The following is a 19,788-nucleotide window of genomic DNA, read 5'->3' as shown; positions in this document are numbered from 1 at the left end:
TGCGAGACGCCAGGCGCGGTAGCGGATGCCGCGGACCAGCGCGCTGGCGGGCCGGGCGGACCAGCGGGCCAGCGGTCCGGGCGGGCCTGACCCGCCTCGGCGGGTCAGCGCTTGACGCGCCGCTGCCGCGCGAACTCCGAGAGCACCACGCCCGCCGCCACCGAGGCGTTGAGGCTCTCGACCTCGGACGCGATCGGGATGGACAGGATCGAGTCGCAGTTCTCGCGGACGAGGCGGGACAGGCCCTTGCCCTCGGAGCCCACGACGATGACCGTGGGGCCGGTGCCGTCGTAGTCGTCCAGCGAGACGTCGCCCCCGGCGTCCAGGCCGACGAGCTGCGCGCCCTGCTTGGCCCAGTCGAGCAGCGTCCGGTTGAGGTTGGTCGCCTTGGCCACGGGTAGGCGGGCCGCGGCGCCGGCCGAGGTGCGCCAGGCCACCGCGGTGATGGACGCGCTGCGCCGCTCGGGGATCAGCACGCCGTGCCCACCGAAGGCCGCGACCGAGCGGATGACGGCGCCGAGGTTGCGCGTGTCGGTGATGTTGTCCAGTGCCACCAGCAGGGCCGGCTTCGAGGAGTGCATGGCGCTCTGGATGAGGTCGTCCGGGTCGGCGTACTCGTAGGGTGGTACCTGGAGACCGATCCCCTGGTGCATGCCATTGGAGGTCATCCGGTCGAGATCGTGGCGGGGCACCTCGAGGATCGAGATCCCCTTGTCGGCGGCGAACCGCACGGCCTCGGTGAGCCGCTCGTCGTTGTCGGCCCCCACCGCCACGAACAACGCCGTCGCCGGGACTCCGGCGCGCAGGCACTCCACGACCGGGTTGCGGCCCACCACGAGTTCGGGCCCGTCGGCCTTCTTCTGGGCGTACTGGCGGCGCTGCTGGGCACCGTCCGACTTGCGCGACGCGGCCTTGGCCTTGCGGTGCGCCGGGTGGTAGGTCCGGTCCTCGGCCTTGGGGGTGGCGCCGCGCGCCTCGAGCCCGCGACGGCGCTGGCCGCCGGAGCCGACGACCTGTCCCTTCTTGGTGCCGGATTTGCGGATCGCTCCGCGCCGGCTCGAATTGCCCGCCATGTCAGTCCTTCCGGTTGGCGAGCGACCACTTCTGGCCGTCCGCGGTGTCGGCCACCTCGATACCCGCCGCGACCAGTCGGTCACGGATGGCGTCGGCGGTGGCGAAGTCCTTGTTCGCCCGCGCGTCGGCGCGGGCCTCGAGTTCTGCGCGCACAAGGAGATCGAGTGCTGTCAACGCCGCGTCCTCCCCACCCCCGGCGGAGGTCCACTGCGGGTCCAGCGGGTCGACGCCCAGCACCGCGGCCATCGCCCGGACGGACGACGCCGCCGCGAGCGCCGCGTCGAGATCCCCCGACGACAACGCGGTGTTGCCGGCGCGGACCCGGCCGTGGATCTCCGCCAGCGCGGCGGGGACCCCGAGATCGTCGTCCATCGCGGCGGCGAACGCGTCGGTCCACTCGCCGACCGGGACGTCGCCCCCCGGTGCCGTTCCCGACCCGATGGCCTCGTTCACCCGGTGCACGAGCGCCTCGATCCGGCGATAGGCCGCGGCCGCCTCCTGCAGTGCCTCGGGAGAGTATTCCAGCATCGACCGGTAATGCGCACTTCCGAGGTAGTAGCGCAGTTCCACGGGGCGGACGGCGGTGAGGATGTTGGGCACGCTGAGCACGTTGCCCAGTGACTTGCTCATCTTCTCGCCGGCCATCGTCACCCAGCCGTTGTGCAGCCAGAAGCGGGCGAACCCGTCGCCGGCGGCGTGGGACTGGGCCGCCTCGTTCTCGTGGTGCGGGAACTGCAGGTCCAGCCCACCGCCGTGGATGTCGAAGGTGTGACCGAGGTACCAGGTGGCCATGGCCGAGCACTCGAGGTGCCACCCGGGCCTGCCGTCGCCCCACGGGGTGGGCCAGGCGGGCTCGCCGGGCTTGGCGGCCTTCCACAGGGCGAAGTCCCGCGTGTCGCGCTTACCGCGCAGGTCGGCGGACTCGCCCTGGTCGACCTCGTCGAGTCGGTGTCCGGACAGGTGCCCGTAGTCGCCCTCGGGCGCGGCCGACCAGGCGGCGACGTCGAAGTAGACGCTGCCCTCGGCCGGATACGCGAAACCCCGCTCGATGAGCCTCTCCATGTAGTCGATCATCTGGGTCACGTGCCCGGTCGCGCGTGGCTCGGTGGACGGCGGCAGCACGCCGAGCGCGTCGTAGGCGCGGGTGAACTCGCGCTCGTGGGTGGCCGCCCATTCCCACCACGGGCGCCCGTTCTCGGCGGCCTTGGTGAGGATCTTGTCGTCGATGTCGGTGACGTTGCGCACGAACGCCACGTCGTAGCCGCATCCGAGGAGCCAGCGGCGCAGGATGTCGAACGCGACGCCGGAGCGGACGTGGCCGATGTGCGGGACCGACTGGGGGGTGGCTCCACAGAGGTAGACGGACGCGTGCCCTTCCCGGACGGGGGTGAACTCCCTCAGGGAGCGGGCGGCGGTGTCGTACAGATGGAGCGTCACGGGTGCCGAGTCTACCGGTGTCGGGCCGTCAGGCCCGGTACACCAGTGCCGTGGCCACGGCGGAGACCCCCTCACCGCGGCCGGTGAAGCCCATGCCGTCGGTGGTGGTGGCGGAGACGGAGACCGGGGCGCCGATGATCTCGGACAATCGCTGCTCGGCCTCGGTACGGCGCGGCCCCATCTTGGGCCGGTTGCCCACCATCTGCACGGCGGCGTTGCCGATCACCCACCCGTGCTCGTCCAGCTCGGCCACCGCTTCCCGCAGCAGGCGCTCGCCCGAGACGTCGTCGTACTCGGGTCGTCCGGTGCCCACCAGCGCGCCGAGGTCGCCGAGGCCCGCCGCCGAGAGCAGGGCGTCGACCAGGGAGTGGGCGACCACGTCCCCGTCGGAGTGCCCCTCGCACCCGTTGTCCTCGGGGAAGTGCAGACACGCCATCATGCAGCGCTTTCCGGGCTCCACGCGGTGGGCGTCGGTGCCGATCCCCACGCGGGGGATGACGGGTCCGGTCACGGGTCCTCCTGGATTCGGCCCGCGGGGACGGGGGGCGCCGAGCCGGGACGGGATCCGGCGAGTTCCGTCAGCGCGCGGGCATGGTCGGTGGCGGTGGTGATCTTGAACGCGAGCGCGTCTCCCTCGACGGTCGCGACCCGTTGCCCGATCCGTTCGACCAGGCCGGCGTCGTCGGTGGCGATGTCCCCGGCCGCGTCATAGGCGGCGAGCAGGACGTCGGGAGCGAATCCCTGGGGTGTCTGGACGGCGCGCAGCCCGGAACGGTCGGGGGTGCCCACGACGTAGCCGTCGACGTCGACCTGTTTGACGGTGTCGACGACCGGGAGCACCGGCACCACGGCGACCTCGCCGGAGCGCACGGCCTCGACGACGCGCCGCGTCGGTGCGGCGGGGGTGAGGCACCGCGCCGCGTCGTGCACCAGCAGGACGTCGTACACCGCCGCGCCGGCATCACCGTGGGTGGCGGTCAGCGCCGCGAGCCCGTTGCGCACGGAGTCGGTGCGCTCCGCGCCGCCGGTGGCGACGACGACGAGGTGGTCATCGTTCCGGAGTCGGGCGAGCATCGACTCGGCTTCCCGGACGCGGTCCGACGGGACCACCACCACCACATCGTCGACGGCCCCCGAGTCCAGCAGGCCGGCGACGGCCCGCTCCAGCATCGTCCGGCCGTGGAGTTCGACGAAGGCCTTGGGCAGTCCCGCGCCGAGCCGGAGCCCGGAACCGGCCGCGGGAACGACGGCGGCCACCCTGCCCGTGGGGGCGGGGTGGCCGTCCGGACCGTGTCCGATCACTCCGACGGTCGCGTCACGCCGGTGCGGCGGAGCCGAGGACCTCACCGAGGAGGGCGTCAGCGCGTTCCTCGTCCGAGCGCTCGGCGAGCGCGAGCTCGCCGACGAGCACCTGGCGCGCCTTGGCGAGCATGCGCTTCTCGCCCGCGGACAGGCCACGATCGAGATCGCGGCGCCAGAGGTCGCGCACGACCTCGGCGACCTTGTTGACGTCACCGGAGGCGAGTTTCTCGCCGTTGGCCTTGTACCGACGCGACCAGTTGGTGGGCTCCTCCGCGTGCTCGGTGCGCAGGACCTCGAAGACCTTGTCCAGGCCCGCCTGGTCCACCACGTCGCGAACGCCCACGTACTCGGCGTTCTCGGCCGGTACCTTCACCGTGAGGTCGCCCTGTGAAACCTTGAGGACGAGGTATTCCTTCTCGGTGCCCTTGACCGTCCGCATCTCGATCGCCTGGATGGTGGCGGCGCCGTGATGCGGGTAGACGACGGTGTCGCCGACCTTGAACTCCATGAGTGGCTTTCCCCTTTCGACCGCCCTATCTTAGCACGCCCTCAGTGCAGGCGTTTTCCGTTTGCGCAGGTCAGCAACGTGTACAGGCTGACGAGGGAATCCCACGGGTGTGAGGGGGCCACTCTGACGCCGGTCTGGACGGGCCGTGGACTACGATGAGACCGGCCTGAGAGACGACCATCCCCGAGGAGCCTGACGTGACTTCACCGAACACCGGCCTGCGCCGCACCGCGCTCGTAGTCCTGGCCGTGGGCGCCGCCCTCGGGGCGTCGGCCTGCAGCGCCGGCCAGGTCTCCCAGACCGCCAACCAGGTCGCCGCGGTCGACGGTGGACGGGGTTCCGCGGGCGACCTGCACGTCAACGACCTGCAGGTGGTCGTCCCCGAGAACGGTGGCGAGGCCCGCGTCGGATTCGTCGCCTCGTTCACCGGCTACGGCCTCGGCGAGGCCGTCTCCCTCGATCAGGTCGAGATCGACGGCACCCCGGTCCAGCTCGGCGAGACCCGGCCGCTGCAGCGTGGCTGCACGATCGTCGTCGACGCGACCGAAGGCGCAGAGCCCGCCCCCGCACCGGAGGGCGTCTGCGTCGAGCAGACCACCGCGACCCTCCCCTCGGCCGACGACCTCGACGTCGGGGTCTCCGTGCCCGCCACCGTGAGCTTCTCCAACGGCGACCGGATCGAGACCGAGGCCGCCGTCGTGGGCGAGCTCGTCGAGGCCGGCGAGTACACCCGTCCGACGGAGTACGCCGGCGAGTCCGAGGAGCACTGACACGTCCGCCCTCTCCGCCCGCTCGGCCGACGGTTCACCGGTCGACCCCGACATGCGGGCCGTCCTGCGGCGACTCGCCCCGGGCACCCCGCTGCGTGACGCACTCGACCGGATCCGCCGTAGCGGCACCGGGGGGCTCGTGGTGCTCGGTGACGATCCCGCCGTCCGGGCCATCTGCGACGGCGGTGTCGACCTCGACGTCGAGTTCGCGCCCGCCCGACTGCGGGAACTGAGCAAGATGGACGGCGCCGTGGTGCTGTCCACCGATGGCTCCCGGATCACCCGCGCCAACGTCCACCTGGTCCCCGACCCGTCACTGCCGGCCGTCGAGACGGGCACCCGTCATCGCGCCGCCGAGCGCACGGCGCTGCACACCGGCGTCCCCACGGTGGCCGTGTCGGCGTCGATGACCACGGTGACCGTCTACGCCGGCGGACTGGCCCGGGTGCTGGCCGACCCGGTGGTCCTGCTGGCCCGGGCCGACCAGACGGTCGCCACGATGGAGCGGCACGGCGCCCGCACCGCCCGTGCCCGCGCCCGGCTCGACCGGGCGGAGATGGGTGACTACGCCTCGGTGCGCGACGTCGTGACCATGGCCCAGCGCCTGCTCAGGCTCGAACGCCTGGGCGCCGAACTCGCCGAGCTCACGGTGGAGATGGGCGAATACGGGCGCCAGACAACCCTGCAGCTCGAGGAACTGCTCTCCGACACCCCCGATGAACTGTGGGGCCTGGTCGCGGACCACCTCCGCGTGGAGGCCGTCGACGGCGATGCACGCCCGATACCGACACCCGAGCAGGTCACCGCCGGGCTCGAGCGACTGGCCGCGTTGACCGACGCCGACCTGCTCCTGCCCGCGCCCGTCGCGCGCTGCCTGGGGCTACCGGCCGAGCCCGAGGACCTGGACGAGCACGTCACCGCCCGCGGACACCGCATGCTCGCGCACATCCCTCGCCTGCGGCCGGTGCAGATCACGGCGCTGGTCGAACGTTTCGGATCGGTGCCCGCACTGCTGGCGGCCGAGCAGTCGGACTTCGCCGACGTCGAGGGCGTCGGCGCGCTGTGGGCCCGCCACGTCCGGCAGCGCCTCACCGGCCTGGGCACCGGCTGACGACCACCGCGGCGCCCCATCGCTCGGCGCGGGCCCGGTCAGGACCCGGTCAGGATTCGGGGGCCTCGACCACGTTGAAGGTGGAGGCCGGGCTGAAGACGTTCCCGACCAGTGCGTACACCTGGTAGGCACCGACCTCGACTGGCGTCCGGTCCGACTCGGAACACGCGCCCTCGGCGGACCGTCGGCCGGTCCAGTCGATCTGACGCGGCTCCGGCTCATCGGGGCGCAGCTCGACCTGGTCCTCCTCGCGCGGCGTGGTGCAGTCGATGCTCGACCACACCTTGGAGTTGTCGTCGAGCCGGTAGACCTCGAACGACAGCGGCGCCTCCGACAGGTCCCGGTCGCACGTGGTGTCCGAGACGTTGACGATGTTGACGAAGAAGCGCACGTCGGAGCCCACGGGCACGTTGGGCTCGGCCGGCCACACGTCCAGACGGAGATCCTCGTCCGCGCACCGGCCCCGCGAGGCGCCTCCGTCGTCGTCCCGCTCGGTGGTCGCGGAGGTGGACGTCTCCGAGGTCTCGACGGCCCCGGTCGTGCCGTTCTCCCCGCCCGCGGCGGTCTCCTGGGTGTCGGTCCCGCTGTCGCGGGAGGCGAGGAACAGCGCGAGCACCACCACGACCACGGCGATGACGGCGACGACGACCGCGGCGACGCGGCGACGCACATAGACTTCGCGCGGTAGGGGGCCCTGGGGTTCCTGCACGGGTCCAACTCTAGAGCCGCGCGGGTGCCCCACCTGCCCGTCGGCGCGGCGTGTCCCTCAGACCGGGTGGCCGCCGGGCCGCCGGGCCGCCGGAGGGCGTCAGATGGCGACCATCTCCTCACCGGGGCCGTGGGGGACGTCCTCGACCTCGCCCAGGACGCTGCGCAGGTAGGCGCGGCCGTCGGAGAGCTTGTAGGTCACGCCGACGATCGCGAGTTCGCCGTTGTCGATCCGCTCGCTGATGATCTTGGAACGCTGCTCGAGCAGCTCACCCGTCTCGAGCACGTGGCGCGCCTCGAAGTCGTCGATACTGCTGAGCCCCTCGCGACGCCCGTTGAGGATCGACGGCGACACCTTCTCCACCACGTCGCGCAGGAAGCCCGGCGGGATCTCACCGGTCGCGAGCGCGTCCACGGTCGCCTTGACCGCGCCGCAGCTGTCGTGCCCGAGGACCACGATCAGCGGCGTGTCCAGCACGTGGACGGCGTACTCGATCGACCCCAGCACGGCGGTGTCGATGATGTGACCGGCCGTGCGGATGACGAACAGGTCACCGAGCCCCTGATCGAAGATGATCTCGGCCGCCACCCGGGAGTCCGAGCACCCGAACAGGACCGCCTTGGGGTGCTGCGCGGCGACGAGCTGCTCACGTCGCTGGGTATTCTGGCTGGGATGACGCATCTCGCAATCGACGAAGCGGTGGTTGCCGTCGCGGAGCGAGGCCCATGCGCTGATCGGGTTGGTATGAGGCATGGCTCATATTGTGCACCGCCGACCCCGAAAGACGGACGTTGACCTCCCTCGACACACCCGCGCTCCTCTCCTGGTTCGACCGCGTCGGCCGCCCGCTGCCGTGGCGCGGTGACGGGGTCGGCGCATGGGAGATCCTGCTCTGCGAGGTCATGAGCCAGCAGACCCCCGTTGCCCGGGTCGAGCCCGTCTGGCGGGCCTGGCTCGACCGCTGGCCCGGCCCCGCCGAACTCGCCGCCGCCGCCCCGGCCGACGTGATCCGCATGTGGGGCAAACTCGGCTATCCACGCCGCGCGTTGCGGCTCCGCGAGTGCGCCCTCGCCGTCGTCGACCTCCACGACGGCCGGGTCCCCCACGACGTCGACCAGCTGCTCGCGCTGCCGGGCGTCGGCGACTACACCGCGCGCGCGGTCGCCTGCTTCGCCTACGGGCGGCGAGTCCCCGTGGTCGACACCAACGTCCGCCGGGTCGTCGCACGCGCCGTGCGCGGCGTCGCGGAGGCGGGGCCCCCGTCGACGCGACGCGACCTGGCCGCCGTCGAGGCGCTGCTGCCGGACGACCGCGAGCGAGCCGTGGCGTTCTCCGTGGCCGTCATGGAGCTCGGTGCGCTGGTGTGCACGGCCCGGGCCCCCCGCTGCGACGACTGCCCCCTCGCCCCCACCTGCGTGTGGCTGGCCGCGGGCCGACCCGAGTGGGACGGCCCGCGGCGCAAGGTGCAGACGTTCGCCGGCACCGACCGGCAGGTGCGGGGGCTGCTGCTGGACGTCCTGCGCGACGGCGACAGTACCGCCGCCCGCAGCGCCCTGGACGCGGTGTGGCCCGACGCGACCCAGCGCGACCGGGCACTGGACTCGCTGCTCGGCGACGGGCTCGTCGTCCGCGTCGGCGAGCACTACTCACTTCCCGCGTAGGCCCGCCTGGGTAGGCTCGGCCCATGGCCGTCGTGAAGATCAATGCCCTGAACGTCCCGCCGCAGGCCGGCGCCGAGCTCGAGCGCCGCTTCTCCGAGCGGGCGCACACCGTCGAGAACTCGCCCGGATTCCTCGGTTTCCAGCTGCTGCGCCCCACCGGCGGCGAGACCCGCTACTTCGTGGTGACCACCTGGGAGGACGAGGAGTCCTTTGCCGCGTGGCGCGACGGGGACGCCCGGGCCGCCCACGCCGGCGAGCACGGCAAGCCCGTCGCCGAGGGCGCGAACCTGCTGGAGTTCGACGTCGTGATGGACGTCAAGCCCTCCGCCTGACACCCTCCGCCTGACACCCTCCGCCTGACACAGCCGCCCCGTTCCCGAGCGGGGAGAACGAGAACGACCCCCGCCTCGTGGCGGGGGTCGTTCTCTGCGTCAGCCGCTCGGGCTCTGCGTCAGCCGCTCGGGGCGGACCGGCACCGGATCAGGTGGTGGCGGGAGCCGCCCCGCCGCCGGAACCCGAGGGCCCGCCGGTGGAGCCGCCACCGAAGCCACCGGAGGTCGGCGGCAGCGAGTCACCCGGGCCGGCCTCGCCGGTGGGAGCGACACTCGCCGTGATCGCCTCGCCCTCGCGGTCCGCGGGGGCGTCGGGACGCGGGGCGCCCGAGAAGGTGAACTTCGCGTCCTCGGTCTTGTCGGACTCACCGTCCCAGCCCTCGACGTCGACCGTGACCAGCTCGCCGGCCGCGACCTCGCCGAAGAGGATCTTCTCCGAGAGCGTGTCCTCGATCTCGCGCTGGATGGTGCGACGCAGCGGCCGCGCACCCAGGACCGGGTCGAAGCCCCGCTTGGCCAGCAGCTGCTTGGCCCGATCGGTGACCTCGATGGTCATGTCCTTGGCCTTGAGCGCCACGCCCACACGGCTGACCATGAGGTCGACCATCTGGACGATCTGCTCCTGCGTGAGCTGGTGGAACACGACGATCTCGTCGATACGGTTGAGGAACTCCGGGCGGAAGTGCTTCTTCAGCTCGTCGTTGACCTTCTGCTTCATCCGCTCGTAGGCGTCCTCGGTGTTGTCGGAGGACTGGAAGCCCATCCCGACGGCCTTGGAGATGTCCCTGGTCCCGAGGTTCGAGGTGAAGATCAGCACGGTGTTCTTGAAGTCCACCATGCGTCCCTGACCGTCGGTGAGACGGCCGTCCTCCAGCACCTGGAGAAGGGTGTTGTAGATCTCGGAGTGGGCCTTCTCGATCTCGTCGAACAGGACCACCGAGAACGGCTTGCGCCGCACCTTCTCCGTGAGCTGGCCACCCTCCTCGTAACCGACGTACCCGGGGGGCGCGCCGAAGAGCCGCGAGGCGGTGAAGCGGTCGTGGTACTCACCCATGTCGATCTGGATGAGCGCGTCGTCCTCGCCGAACAGGAAGTTCGCCAGGGCCTTGGACAGCTCCGTCTTACCGACACCGGACGGGCCGGCGAAGATGAACGAGCCCGAGGGACGCTTGGGATCCTTGAGCCCCGCACGCGTGCGGCGGATCGCCCGCGAGACCGCCTTGATGGCGTCCTCCTGGCCGATGATCCGCTTGTGCAGTTCGTCCTCCATGCGGAGCAGACGGGTGGTCTCCTCCTCGGTGAGCTTGAAGACGGGGATACCGGTCCAGTTGCCCAGGATCTCGGCGATCTGCTCCTCGTCGACCACGGCGGCCACGTCCATGTCGCCCGCGCGCCACTGCTTCTCGCGCTCGGCACGCTCGGCGATGAGCTTCTTCTCCGTGTCCCGCAGCCCGGCGGCCTTCTCGAAGTCCTGCGCGTCGATCGCGGACTCCTTCTCACGGCGCGCGTCGGCGATCTTCTCGTCGAACTCGCGCAGGTCCGGCGGAGCGGTCATCCGCTTGATGCGCATGCGGGCACCGGCCTCGTCGATGAGGTCGATGGCCTTGTCCGGCAGGAACCGGTCGTTGATGTAGCGATCCGCCAGCTGGGCCGCCGCGGCCAGGGCCGAATCGGTGATGGTGACCCGGTGGTGGGCCTCGTAGCGGTCCCGGAGCCCCTTGAGGATCTCGATGGACAGCTCGACGCTCGGCTCGGGCACCTGCACCGGCTGGAAACGACGCTCGAGCGCCGCGTCCTTCTCGATGTGCTTGCGGTACTCCTCGAGCGTGGTGGCACCGATGGTCTGCAGCTCACCGCGGGCCAGCTTGGGCTTGAGGATCGACGCCGCGTCGATCGCGCCCTCGGCGGCACCGGCCCCGACGAGGGTGTGGATCTCGTCGATGAACAGGATGATGTCGCCGCGCTGGTTGATCTCCTTGAGGACCTTCTTCAGGCGTTCCTCGAAGTCACCGCGGTAACGGGACCCGGCCACGAGCGAGCCCAGGTCAAGCGAGTACAGCTGCTTGTCCTTGAGGGTCTCGGGGACCTCGTTGTTGACGATAGCCTGCGCCAGGCCCTCGACGACGGCGGTCTTGCCCACGCCGGGCTCACCGATGAGCACCGGGTTGTTCTTGGTGCGCCGGGAGAGCACCTGCATGATGCGCTCCACCTCCTTGGCGCGACCGACGACCGGGTCGAGCTTGCCCTCCATGGCGGCCTGGGTGAGGTTGCGACCGAACTGGTCCAGGACCGTCGACGACGACGGGGTCCCGGCCTCGCGGCCACCGGAGCCGGCGGGCGTGCCCGAGGCCTCGGCCTCCTTGCCCTGGTACCCGGACAGCAGCTGGATGACCTGCTGGCGCACCCGTGTGAGGTCCGCGCCGAGCTTGACCAGCACCTGGGCGGCGACGCCCTCGCCCTCACGGATGAGGCCGAGCAGGATGTGCTCTGTGCCGATGTAGTTGTGGCCGAGCTGCAGCGCCTCGCGCAGGCTCAGCTCCAGGACCTTCTTGGCCCGCGGCGTGAACGGGATGTGCCCGCTGGGCGCCTGCTGGCCCTGGCCGATGATCTCCTCGACCTGACTCCGCACCGCTTCCAGCGAGATCCCGAGGGACTCGAGGGCCTTGGCGGCCACTCCCTCGCCCTCATGGATGAGACCCAGCAGGATGTGCTCGGTGCCGATGTAATTGTGGTTGAGCATCCTGGCCTCTTCCTGGGCCAGGACGACGACGCGACGCGCGCGGTCGGTAAACCGTTCGAACATCGTGCTACCTCACATTCCTCGGTTTTTCACCACTGTAGTGGCCGGTTCTGACGCTCTGCACCGCAGGAGCAGCACGAGGCCCGTCACCAGTGTTCAACGTGGCAGGTCGGGGATCGATTGCACGATCGTGTACGCCGTCAGCGAACGCCCCGCAACGGGCCGGATCCCCGGCCACTAGGGTCGTCGCCATGAGCTACGCGATCGGCGGCCGGGCGCCGTGAGCGCGTTCGATCTCGACCGCATCGGCCGCGGGCTGCCGTTCGCCCGGGCCCTGCCCGCCCTGCGGGACGCCCTCGCCACGTCGGGCACCGCGGTGGTCCAGGCACCACCCGGCACCGGCAAGACGACACTCGTCCCGCCCGCGGTCGCCGACGCGGTGTCGGGGCGGGTCGTCGTCACCCAGCCCCGACGGGTCGCCGCCCGTTCGGCCGCCCGGCGGCTGGCCGCGCTCACGGGGACCGGGACCGGTGACGTGGCGGGCTACACGGTCCGTGGGGACTCGCGTGTCGGCAGGGACACCCTCGTCGAGTTCGTGACGCCGGGGGTGCTGGTGCGCCGACTGCTCGCCGATCCCGACCTGCCCGGTGTCGGGGCCGTGGTGCTCGACGAGGTCCACGAACGCGACGTCGAGTCCGACCTGGCCTTCGCACTGCTGTGTGAGGTGCGGCAGCTGCGCGACGATCTGCCGGTGGTGGCGATGTCCGCGACGGTGGAGGCAGGGCGCTTCGCCCGGCTGCTCGGCGGCGGGACCGCGGCCGGGGACACCGCGGCGCCGGTCGTCGACGTCCCTGCGGAACTGCACCCACTGGAGATCCGGTACGCCCCGCCGCCGGCGGCCCGCCTGGACGCCCGCGGGGTCACCGACGCCTTCCTGGACCATGTGGCCGCGGTGACGGCGCGCGAGGTCGCCGCGAGTGGCGTCGACGCACTGGTGTTCCTGCCGGGTGTGCGCGAGATCGAGCGGGTCGTGCGCGCGCTGTCGGGGAGGTCGGGCGACGCGGTCGAGGTCCTGCCGCTGCACGGCGGGCTGGACGCCGCTGCGCAGGACCGGGCGGTCTCGGGTTCCGGGAGACGGACCGGGCCGGGCGACGCGGTGCTGCCGCGGATCGTGGTGTCGACCGACCTGGCGGAGTCCTCGCTGACGGTGCCCGGGGTACGACTGGTGGTGGACGCGTGCCTCAGCCGCGAACCGCGCCGGGACACCGCGCGGGACATGACCGGGCTGGTGACGGTCTCGGCGTCGCGGGACTCGTGCGTCCAGCGCTCCGGACGGGCCGCCCGGCTCGGCCCCGGCGTGGCGGTGCGCTGCCTGACGGAGCAGGAGTACTCGCACCTGCCCGACCACCGCACCCCGGCGATCGCGACGTCCGACCTGACGACGTTCGCGCTCGATGTGGCCTGCTGGGGTGCTCCCCGCGGCGAGGGGCTGGCGCTGCCCGATCCGCCGCCGTCGGGGGAGATCGCCCGCGCCGAGGCGGTGCTGCACGGCCTGGGCGGGGTCGACGACGACGGCCGCGTGACCGACCGCGGGCGCGACCTGGCACGGGTGCCGGCCGATCCGCGTCACGCCCGGGCGCTGCTCGACGGCGCGGGGCTCGTCGGGGCGACGACGGCCGCCGAGGTGGTCGCGATGCTGGCCTCGGGTCGGCGCTCGCCCGGCGGTGACCTGGTGGCGGACCTGCGGGCGCTGCGGTCGGGACGCGCGCCGGACGCCTCGTCGTGGGAGCAGGAGGTCCGCCGCCTCGAGCGGATCGTGCGGGGCGACCGCGGTGCCGGCCGGGCCGACGGTCGGGCCGACGGCCGGGGCGGGAATGGCGGGCGCGGCCAGTCGGGAGGAGGGATCCCGCTGGCGGACGCCGTCGGGACGGTCGTGGCGCTCGCCCACCCGGACCGCATCGCGCGCCGACGCGGCGACCAGTACACGTTCGCCTCCGGGACCGGCGCAGTGGTGCCGCCGGGTTCCGCGCTGGCGGGCCACGAATGGCTCGCGGTCGCCGAGGTCGGTCGCGCCTCCGGGCGTGCGGCGTCACACCTCCTCGACGACGACGAGACGGCCGTCTTCGACAGTGGTTCGGTGGCAGGGCGACGCATCCGGCGGCTCGGCGCGATCGAGCTCTCCTCCACACCGGTCCGGCCCTCCCCCGCGGCCGCCGGGCGGGCGGTGGCGGCGGCGGTCCGAGCCGGCGGACTCGCCGCGCTGGGGCCCGACGACGACGCGGTCCGGCTGTGGCGCCGTCTCGGGCTCGCGCACCGGGAGCTGGGCCCGCCGTGGCCGGACGTGTCCGCCGACGGGCTGGCGGAGCGGCTGGACGACTGGCTCGGTCCGGAGATCGACGCCCTCGCCCACGGTTCCCGGCTGGCGGGACGGGACCTCGGACCGGCGCTGCGCCGACTGCTGCCCTGGCCCGAGGCCGGTCGGTTCGATGAGCTGGTGCCCGACCGCCTGCAGGTGCCCTCCTCGTCGTCGTACCGCGTCGATTACCCCGAGGTCGGCTCCGATGACCCGCCGGTGCTGGCGGTGAAGTTGCAGGAGTGCTTCGGCTGGACCACCTCCCCCCGCGTCTGCGACGGCCGGGTGCCCGTGACCGTCCACCTGCTCTCGCCCGCCGGCCGGCCGCTCGCGGTGACACGGGACCTGGCGTTCTTCTGGCGCGAGGCCTACCCCGGGGTGCGCGCGGAGATGCGGGGGCGGTACCCCAGACACCCGTGGCCGGAGGATCCCATGTCCGCCGAGCCGACACGCCGGACGAACCGGCGGCGGTGACCGGAGACGGTGATCGGCGGCGGTGATCGGCGGTGGATCCCCGGGCGACCCAGGACTAAGATGTGACGTAAACCACAAGCGCACATTCGTGCCGGAAGGGTGATCGACATGACCGCGTACACGCCTCGCGCGCCCCACCGCGAGGACCGCTCCGCGACGTCCCCCTCCCCCGACGGGCTCATCCCGCACGTGCGAAACCGGATCGGCGCCCTCATCGCGGTGGCGGGCCTCGGATCGGCGCTGCTCAGCCTGTACCTCCCCTGGCTCTTCGCCGCCGGGGGCGGACAGATCACGGCCATCGGCATCACCGAGATCATCGACGTCCGCGGCGTCGCCCCGGCCCTCTTCCTCGGGCTGGTCCTGATGTCCTTCCTGGTGGCGGTGACCACGGTGACCCGACTCGGCGCCTTCGCCTACGCGAGCGCGATCGTGGCGCTGGCCGTGCTCGCCGCCCACCTCGCATTCGTGTGGACGCTCGGCTCCTCCACCGGCAGCGCGGACCCGATCCTGGCGGGGCTGCCGTCCGACGCATCCGTGACGTTCGGCCCCTACGTGGCCGCGCTGGGGTTCGTCCTCGTGTTCGCCGGGTCCGTATGGGCGGCCCGCGCCGCCGACTACCTCTTCCCGGACGTCGAGGCGGGGCGACACCTCCGCGACTGAGCGACACCGGCCGACGCGGGCCCGCCGCATCGGGTGGATGCACTGACGGTTCGGGCATATCATCAGGTCAGGACCACACAGGCGGCCCGGCGTCGCCGAAAGGCGATCCTCATGGCCGCGTACACACCTCCCCCACCCCACCGGATCCCCCTCCCCACGAGGACCCCCACCCGGACCAAGGTCATATCCCGCGGACGGAGTCGGCTCTGCGCACTGGTGGAGGTCGGAGGCCTGGCCGTCGCCCTGCTCAGCCTCTACCTGCCCTGGTTGAGCACCGGGCGGGGCGAGCAGATCACCGCGCTGGGGATCACCGACCTCATCGACGTCCGCAGCGTGGCACCCGTGCTCTACCTGGGCCTGGTGGGAATGCTCCTGTTGGTGGCGGCGACCGCGGGGACGCGACTGGGCGCGTTCGCACTGGCCGCCGCGGTGGTCGCGGCGGGCGCCCTGGTCGGACACCTCGCGTTCGTGTGGATCCTCATCGCCTCCACGGGGGAGGCGGAACCCATGCTGTCCGGCCTGCCGGCGGACGCGTCGGTCACCTTCGGGCCCTACGTGGCGGCCCTGGGCTTCGTCACGGTGGCGGCGGTGTCGGCGTGGGCCGCCTTCACCGCCGAGTACGTCCACCCCGACACCGGTTCGGGCCACCGGACGATGGACGCGCGGGTGATCTAGTACGGGTGATCTAGAAGACCACCACCGTGTCGCCGACCTGCAGCCGATCGAAGAAGGTGGCGGCCGCGGGCTGGTCCAGGCGGATGCAGCCGTGCGACTCGACCGTGGGGTCGCCCTCGTGGAACGCGATCCCCCCGACGAAGTACACCGCGTAGGGCATGGGCGCGTTGTCGAACAACCGGCTCACCTCGTGCCGCACCTTTCGCGTGACCTGATAGGTCCCCCTGGGGGTCTCCCAACCGGCCATGCCGTGGGACATCCGCACCGGCCCGTAGCTCAGACGCTCCCCGGACTGCAGCCACGCCCGGTTCCCGTCCAGGTCCACACACGCCGCCGCGGTACGCGGGCACGGGCTCTGCGGGGTCGGGTCCGGAGGCGGAGACGGGGCGGGCTGCGGTGAGCGGGCCTGGGACGGGGCGAGACCGGGTGGCGGGGCGAGGCCGGGTGGCGGGGTGATGCCGGCGGCGGCGAGCGAGCCGCCCACCGAGGTCCGCACCTGCTCCTCCGCCTGCGCCGAGCCCGCCTGTGCCTGGTCCACCACCTGCTGCACCTCAGCCGGGAGGGCGACCGGTAACTGCGCGGACGCCACCGGGGCCGCCCCTCCGACGGCGATCAGCGCGGCGGCCACCACCGCTCCCGCGCGCGATAAGAGTGTGTCCATCCCCGGATTATCGCCCACCCGGATCACCTGGACGGGCGACTCGCAATCACGTTCCGGTCTCGTCCCCACGGACGGGCCCGCGGCGGGAGGGTGCCGAGCGGGGCCCGGGAGTTCGCGGGCCGGCTGACCCGCGGGCGGGGAATGGATAGGGTCGCGGCATGGCCTCTCGGAGTAGTACCACCGGCCGGGTTCGCCTGCTGGCACTCGGCGCCGCCGCGCTGCTCGGCGCCTCCGCCGCCGGGACCGCGTCCGGGGTGTCGCCCTCGGCCACCCCGCCCGCCGACGCCGCCGGTGTCACGGAGACGGACACCCGGATCGTGACCGATGCGCCCCCGCAGCCGGTGGCCGTCGACGAGCAGATGGTCCGCTCGGTCGCCCACCGGGTCCTGGAGGAACAGGGGCGGCCGGCCCACCTGACCGACATGGACCTCGTCGCCCGCGACGTGCTGGCCGGCGGCCCCGTCGAGGCCGGAGAGGTGGACGAACTGACGCGTCAGACCCTGCTCGGGAACGGTCCCGGCGCCCCGGACACCGTCGGCGAACCCGCGCCATCCCGGTACCCACCGACCGCCCGGGCGTGCGTCGACGTCGACGGCAAGCGGGCCTGGATGGTCGACGACGGGGAGATCACCTACGGTCCCGTCCCCGTGACCACCGGCATGCCCGGCTACGAGACCGCGCGGGGCGCGCACCGGATCCTGCGGCACGTGCGCCACGACCACAGCCGGGTCTTCGACTCCCCGATGCCGTACTCGACCTACTTCACCGTGGACGGCATGGCATTCCACCAGGGTCGGCTGGACGAACCGTCCCACGGGTGCGTCCACCTGGGCCAGCAGGCGGCCGCACACTTCTTCGAGCAGCTGAGGGTCGGGGACGAGATCGTCGCATTCTGACCACGGGGCGGGGCGATCGTTGTGCACCTGAACCTGGTCGGGCCCCACATTCCGGTCTAGCGTCGTGGGCATGACAGGTCCTCCGCTGCCGCTGCCACGGCTCTCGGCCCCGGCGACGCGCGCCCTGGCCACCGCGGGAATCACCGACCTGCGGCACCTCGACGGCACCCCGGAGAAGGACGTCCTCGCGCTCCACGGGGTGGGACCGTCCCAGCTCGGCGTCCTACGCGAGGCGCTGACCGCCGCCGGGCTCGCGTTCTCCGCCCCCGTGTCCCGGCCCGCGGCCACCGGCCGCAACGACAACACCGCGCTACTACCCACCGGGGCGCCGCCGAGGCAATGGATCGAGGGCCTTCCCACCGCTCGGCGCGTCGACGACGGCCTGCGACTGCTCGCGATGTTCGAGAGATCACCGGGGAGCCGGCCTCGATGTGGGCCGGTTCGATCGTCGGATACGGACACAGCCACTACGTCTACGACAGCGGCCGGGAGGGCGACACCTTCGTGGTGGGCTTCAGCCCGAGGTCGTCGGCGACATCCCTCTACGGGCTCCTGGGCGGGCCGGACGAGGAGGAGCAACTGGCCCGACTCGGCCCCCACAAGAGCGGAAAGGGCTGCCTCTACGTGACCAGGCTCGACCGGATCGACGTCCGCGCGCTGCGCGACATGGTCGCCAGCGCGTGGGACCGGCGGGCGGCCGGCGCGGGGGCGCCTTGACCGGCGACCCGAGCGCCGGCCGGGCCGCAGCCCCACCCGGCCGCCGCCGTCAGTCGCGCGGCAGCGGCTTGACCATCGGGAACAGGATGGTCTCGCGGATGCCCAGGCCGGTCAACGCCATGAGCAGTCGGTCGATCCCCATCCCGAGCCCGGTGGTCGGCGGCATGCCCTGCTCCATCGCGGCGAGGAACTCCTCGTCGAGCACCATCGCCTCGTCGTCACCCGCCGCCGCGAGCCGTGCCTGGTCCTCGAAGCGCTGACGCTGGATGACGGGATCGACGAGCTCCGAGTAGCCGGTCGCCAGCTCGAATCCGCGGACGTACAGGTCCCACTTCTCGGTGACCCCGCGGTCGGTGCGGTGATCGCGGGTCAACGGCGAGGTCTCCACGGGGAAGTCCCGCACGAAGACCGGTCCGTCGAGCTGATCGCCGCACAGGTGCTCCCAGAGCTCCTCGACGAGCTTGCCGTGCAGCCACCCCTGGCCACTGGGGACCTCGAGACCGACCTTCCCCGCCAGTTCGGTGAGCTCGTCGACCGTCGAGTCGACCGTGACGGGGTCCTCGTCGTCGTCCCCCACCACCCCGGGGTGCTTGGCACGCAGCGCCTCGTTGAGGGACGGGTACATCCGCATCTCGCGCCACTGCCCGCCGAGGTCGTACTCGGTGCCGTCGGCGAGCGTGACCGTCGTGGAGCCGAACACCGCGTGCGCGACCTCCTGGATGACCTCGCGGATCATTGTGGCCGAGGTGTCGTAGTCCCCGTAGGCCTGATAGGTCTCGAGCATCGCGAACTCGGGACTGTGCGAGGAGTCCACGCCCTCGTTGCGGAAGTTGCGGTTGATCTCGAAGACCCGCTCGATCCCGCCCACCACGCACCGCTTGAGGAACAGCTCGGGGGCGATGCGCAGGTACAAGTCCAGATCGAGCGCGTTGGAATGGGTGATGAACGGCCGGGCCGCCGCGCCGCCGTGCAGCGTCTGCAGCATCGGCGTCTCCACCTCGAGGAAGCCGCGCCTCTCCAGCGCGTCACGCAAGGCGCGGACCACCTTGATGCGGGTGATGGCGTTGCGGCGGGCGGCGTCCCGCATGATCAGGTCGGTGTAGCGCTGGCGGACGCGCGTGTCCTCGCTCAGCTCCTTGTGCGCCACCGGCAGCGGGCGCAGCGACTTGGCCGCCAGCACCCAGGAATCGGCCATGACGGACAGCTCACCGCGCTTGGACCGGACGACCCGGCCGGTCACCGAGACGTGGTCACCCAGGTCGACGTCCTGCTTCCACGCGTCGAGCCGCTCCTGGCCGACGGCTGCCAGCGAGAGCATCACCTGCAGCTGCGGCGTGAGCGGTCCCACCTCCCCCTCCGCCAACGGGGCGGACAGGTCCGCCGACGGGTCGAGACCGTCCTGCAGGCGCACGAAGCACAGCTTGCCGGTGTTGCGGATGAACAGGACCCGGCCCGCCACCGAGACCCGGGCGTCGGTCTCCTCACCCGGCTCCAGCGCGAGGAAGCGGGGGTCCGAGGTGATCTCGGCGAGCCCGTGGGTACGGGGGACCTCCACCGGGTAGGCCTGCGCCCCGGAGTCGAGGATGCGCTGCCGCTTGTCGCGGCGGATGCGCAGCTGCTCAGGGGTGTCGTCGGCGGGCTCACCGGTGGCGGCCCCGGGCGCGGCGGGAGTCGAATCGGTCACGACTGTCGAGGATAGTCGTGACCG

The 19,788-nt window shown here is 72.2% G+C and carries 19 protein-coding genes; 9 read left to right on the top strand and 10 right to left on the bottom strand.

Features of this window, described 5'->3' with window-relative positions:
- Positions 1-104: 104 nt before the first annotated feature.
- From rlmB to OVA21_RS01340, 5 genes are read right to left on the bottom strand one after another with little or no spacing between them, the layout of a single operon-like run.
- On the bottom strand, positions 105-1,073 hold the full coding sequence (gene rlmB / locus OVA21_RS01360) for a 23S rRNA (guanosine(2251)-2'-O)-methyltransferase RlmB (protein ID WP_069390413.1): 969 nt from the start codon (positions 1,071-1,073) through the stop codon (positions 105-107).
- Position 1,074: 1 nt separating this feature from the next.
- Entirely contained in the window at positions 1,075-2,511 is a 1,437-nt protein-coding gene (cysS, locus tag OVA21_RS01355) for a cysteine--tRNA ligase (RefSeq protein WP_069390412.1), read from the bottom strand.
- 28 nt (positions 2,512-2,539) lie between these two features.
- Positions 2,540-3,022, bottom strand: a complete 483-nt coding sequence (ispF, locus tag OVA21_RS01350) for a 2-C-methyl-D-erythritol 2,4-cyclodiphosphate synthase (RefSeq protein ID WP_069390411.1) — start codon at positions 3,020-3,022, stop codon at positions 2,540-2,542.
- On the bottom strand, positions 3,019-3,810 hold the full coding sequence (gene ispD / locus OVA21_RS01345) for a 2-C-methyl-D-erythritol 4-phosphate cytidylyltransferase (protein WP_235027740.1): 792 nt from the start codon (positions 3,808-3,810) through the stop codon (positions 3,019-3,021). The genes ispF and ispD overlap by 4 nt, the downstream gene beginning before the upstream one ends.
- 16 nt (positions 3,811-3,826) lie before the next feature.
- The gene (locus OVA21_RS01340) at positions 3,827-4,321 is read right to left on the bottom strand and encodes a CarD family transcriptional regulator (protein WP_067711635.1); all 495 of its coding nucleotides are present in this window, start codon (positions 4,319-4,321) and stop codon (positions 3,827-3,829) included.
- Positions 4,322-4,518: 197 nt separating this feature from the next.
- Between OVA21_RS01340 and OVA21_RS01335 the strand changes: the two genes are divergently transcribed.
- Positions 4,519-5,091: a hypothetical protein gene (locus OVA21_RS01335; RefSeq protein ID WP_067711632.1), complete on the top strand. Its 573-nt coding sequence runs from the start codon at positions 4,519-4,521 to the stop codon at positions 5,089-5,091.
- A gap of 52 nt (positions 5,092-5,143) precedes the next feature.
- Positions 5,144-6,202 (top strand): DNA integrity scanning diadenylate cyclase DisA, encoded by a 1,059-nt coding sequence (gene disA / locus OVA21_RS01330; protein WP_067711629.1) that lies wholly within the window; start codon positions 5,144-5,146, stop codon positions 6,200-6,202.
- Positions 6,203-6,251: 49 nt separating this feature from the next.
- Here the strand turns inward: disA and OVA21_RS01325 are convergent, their stop codons facing one another.
- Together OVA21_RS01325 and OVA21_RS01320 are read right to left on the bottom strand one after the other, a co-directional pair.
- Positions 6,252-6,911: a hypothetical protein gene (locus tag OVA21_RS01325; protein WP_067711627.1), complete on the bottom strand. Its 660-nt coding sequence runs from the start codon at positions 6,909-6,911 to the stop codon at positions 6,252-6,254.
- A 99-nt stretch (positions 6,912-7,010) separates the two neighbouring features.
- Positions 7,011-7,664, bottom strand: a complete 654-nt coding sequence (locus tag OVA21_RS01320; RefSeq protein ID WP_069390409.1) for a carbonic anhydrase — start codon at positions 7,662-7,664, stop codon at positions 7,011-7,013.
- 38 nt (positions 7,665-7,702) lie between these two features.
- Between OVA21_RS01320 and OVA21_RS01315 the strand changes: the two genes are divergently transcribed.
- Together OVA21_RS01315 and OVA21_RS01310 are read left to right on the top strand one after the other, a co-directional pair.
- Positions 7,703-8,572, top strand: a complete 870-nt coding sequence (locus OVA21_RS01315) for an A/G-specific adenine glycosylase (protein ID WP_096906096.1) — start codon at positions 7,703-7,705, stop codon at positions 8,570-8,572.
- Positions 8,573-8,595: 23 nt separating this feature from the next.
- Positions 8,596-8,904 carry an antibiotic biosynthesis monooxygenase family protein gene (locus tag OVA21_RS01310; protein WP_067711618.1) on the top strand — a complete coding sequence of 103 codons (309 nt, stop codon included), beginning with the start codon at positions 8,596-8,598 and terminating at the stop codon, positions 8,902-8,904.
- 148 nt (positions 8,905-9,052) lie between these two features.
- Here OVA21_RS01310 and OVA21_RS01305 read toward each other — a convergent pair whose 3' ends face one another.
- Positions 9,053-11,707, bottom strand: coding sequence for an ATP-dependent Clp protease ATP-binding subunit (locus OVA21_RS01305; RefSeq protein WP_096906097.1), 2,655 nt, complete (start codon positions 11,705-11,707; stop codon positions 9,053-9,055).
- 217 nt (positions 11,708-11,924) lie between these two features.
- On the opposite strand from OVA21_RS01305, the gene hrpB reads away from it, so the two are divergent.
- From hrpB to OVA21_RS01290, 3 genes are all read left to right on the top strand, one after another.
- Positions 11,925-14,471, top strand: coding sequence for an ATP-dependent helicase HrpB (hrpB, locus tag OVA21_RS01300; RefSeq protein ID WP_268091616.1), 2,547 nt, complete (start codon positions 11,925-11,927; stop codon positions 14,469-14,471).
- Positions 14,472-14,579: 108 nt separating this feature from the next.
- On the top strand, positions 14,580-15,131 hold the full coding sequence (locus tag OVA21_RS01295; RefSeq protein ID WP_268091615.1) for a hypothetical protein: 552 nt from the start codon (positions 14,580-14,582) through the stop codon (positions 15,129-15,131).
- A gap of 111 nt (positions 15,132-15,242) precedes the next feature.
- Complete coding sequence (locus tag OVA21_RS01290) at positions 15,243-15,806, top strand: hypothetical protein (protein ID WP_268091614.1); 564 nt, start codon at positions 15,243-15,245, stop codon at positions 15,804-15,806.
- Positions 15,807-15,816: 10 nt separating this feature from the next.
- Here the strand turns inward: OVA21_RS01290 and OVA21_RS01285 are convergent, their stop codons facing one another.
- Positions 15,817-16,467, bottom strand: coding sequence for a L,D-transpeptidase (locus OVA21_RS01285; protein WP_268091613.1), 651 nt, complete (start codon positions 16,465-16,467; stop codon positions 15,817-15,819).
- A gap of 158 nt (positions 16,468-16,625) precedes the next feature.
- Between OVA21_RS01285 and OVA21_RS01280 the strand changes: the two genes are divergently transcribed.
- Positions 16,626-17,363: a L,D-transpeptidase gene (locus OVA21_RS01280; protein WP_268091612.1), complete on the top strand. Its 738-nt coding sequence runs from the start codon at positions 16,626-16,628 to the stop codon at positions 17,361-17,363.
- A 339-nt stretch (positions 17,364-17,702) separates the two neighbouring features.
- The gene (locus OVA21_RS01275; protein WP_326493456.1) at positions 17,703-18,080 is read left to right on the top strand and encodes a DUF1801 domain-containing protein; all 378 of its coding nucleotides are present in this window, start codon (positions 17,703-17,705) and stop codon (positions 18,078-18,080) included.
- A 49-nt stretch (positions 18,081-18,129) separates the two neighbouring features.
- On the opposite strand, the gene lysS is transcribed toward OVA21_RS01275, so the two are convergent.
- The gene (gene lysS / locus OVA21_RS01270; protein WP_268091610.1) at positions 18,130-19,764 is read right to left on the bottom strand and encodes a lysine--tRNA ligase; all 1,635 of its coding nucleotides are present in this window, start codon (positions 19,762-19,764) and stop codon (positions 18,130-18,132) included.
- Between the last annotated feature and the right edge of the window lie 24 nt (positions 19,765-19,788).

The sequence above is a fragment of the Dietzia sp. SL131 genome, from assembly GCF_026672565.1.
In the GTDB taxonomy this organism is placed as follows: Bacteria; Actinomycetota; Actinomycetes; order Mycobacteriales; family Mycobacteriaceae; genus Dietzia; species Dietzia kunjamensis.
The sequence above is the reverse complement of the archived record's forward strand: the minus strand, read 5'-3'. Positions and strand labels throughout refer to the sequence as shown.

Coding starts and splice junctions, on each gene's coding strand:
- rlmB (WP_069390413.1), bottom strand. CDS start 1,073: ATGGCGGGCAATTCGAGCCGGCGCGGAGCGATCCGCAAATCCGGCACC.
- OVA21_RS01320 (WP_069390409.1), bottom strand. CDS start 7,664: ATGCCTCATACCAACCCGATCAGCGCATGGGCCTCGCTCCGCGACGGC.
- OVA21_RS01275 (WP_326493456.1), top strand. CDS start 17,703: ATGGATCGAGGGCCTTCCCACCGCTCGGCGCGTCGACGACGGCCTGCG.
- OVA21_RS01305 (WP_096906097.1), bottom strand. CDS start 11,707: ATGTTCGAACGGTTTACCGACCGCGCGCGTCGCGTCGTCGTCCTGGCC.
- OVA21_RS01310 (WP_067711618.1), top strand. CDS start 8,596: ATGGCCGTCGTGAAGATCAATGCCCTGAACGTCCCGCCGCAGGCCGGC.
- OVA21_RS01340 (WP_067711635.1), bottom strand. CDS start 4,321: ATGGAGTTCAAGGTCGGCGACACCGTCGTCTACCCGCATCACGGCGCC.
- OVA21_RS01280 (WP_268091612.1), top strand. CDS start 16,626: ATGGCCTCTCGGAGTAGTACCACCGGCCGGGTTCGCCTGCTGGCACTC.
- OVA21_RS01290 (WP_268091614.1), top strand. CDS start 15,243: ATGGCCGCGTACACACCTCCCCCACCCCACCGGATCCCCCTCCCCACG.
- OVA21_RS01285 (WP_268091613.1), bottom strand. CDS start 16,467: ATGGACACACTCTTATCGCGCGCGGGAGCGGTGGTGGCCGCCGCGCTG.
- OVA21_RS01295 (WP_268091615.1), top strand. CDS start 14,580: ATGACCGCGTACACGCCTCGCGCGCCCCACCGCGAGGACCGCTCCGCG.
- disA (WP_067711629.1), top strand. CDS start 5,144: ATGCGGGCCGTCCTGCGGCGACTCGCCCCGGGCACCCCGCTGCGTGAC.